Annotated in this window: 1 protein-coding gene; it reads right to left on the bottom strand. The window is 67.0% G+C overall.

All coding sequences use genetic code 11. From position 1 onward, the window contains the following. Positions 1-21: 21 nt before the first annotated feature. On the bottom strand, positions 22-454 hold a 433-nt coding region (locus OO69_RS48230; RefSeq protein WP_033287402.1), incomplete at its 5' end, for a ParA family protein.

Genomic DNA, 454 nt, shown 5'->3' with positions numbered 1-454 from the left:
CTCCTAGGGTGTCGGCCTTGCTCACCGGCTGGCTCCCTTCGCTACCTGACGCATGGCCTCGGCCTGGTCGCTGTTCGGCGCGTACGACAGCAGTGGCATCCGCTTTCGGACGGCTTCCCGCTGTTCCTTCAGGTCGCCGATGACGGCCAGGACCTTTGGGTCGCCGAGGTTCTTCCAGTTGTCCAGGGAGGAGGTGGCGACGTAGCCGCGGCGGGAGTCGTACAGGTTGACGACCAGACCCAGGTATTCGATGTCCAGGGAGAGGTCTTCGCAGAGGTCTTCGATCTGCTGGGCGAGCATGCCGTAGGCGGTGGCGGAGGAGTCCTCGGCGAGGACGGGGATAACGACGCCGGAGCGTCCCGGGCGTTCGTCGCGGCGGCGCCGGCCGTAGTAGAGGGCGGCGTCCATGGCGATGCCGAGGCTGGGCGGGCAGTCGATGACGATGACGTCGTAG

It is taken from the genome of Streptomyces sp. NRRL F-525, from assembly GCF_000716605.1.
Lineage (GTDB): Bacteria > Actinomycetota > Actinomycetes > Streptomycetales > Streptomycetaceae > Streptomyces.
Note: the sequence above shows the minus strand (reverse complement) of the source record. Positions and strands in the feature narration are given on the sequence as shown.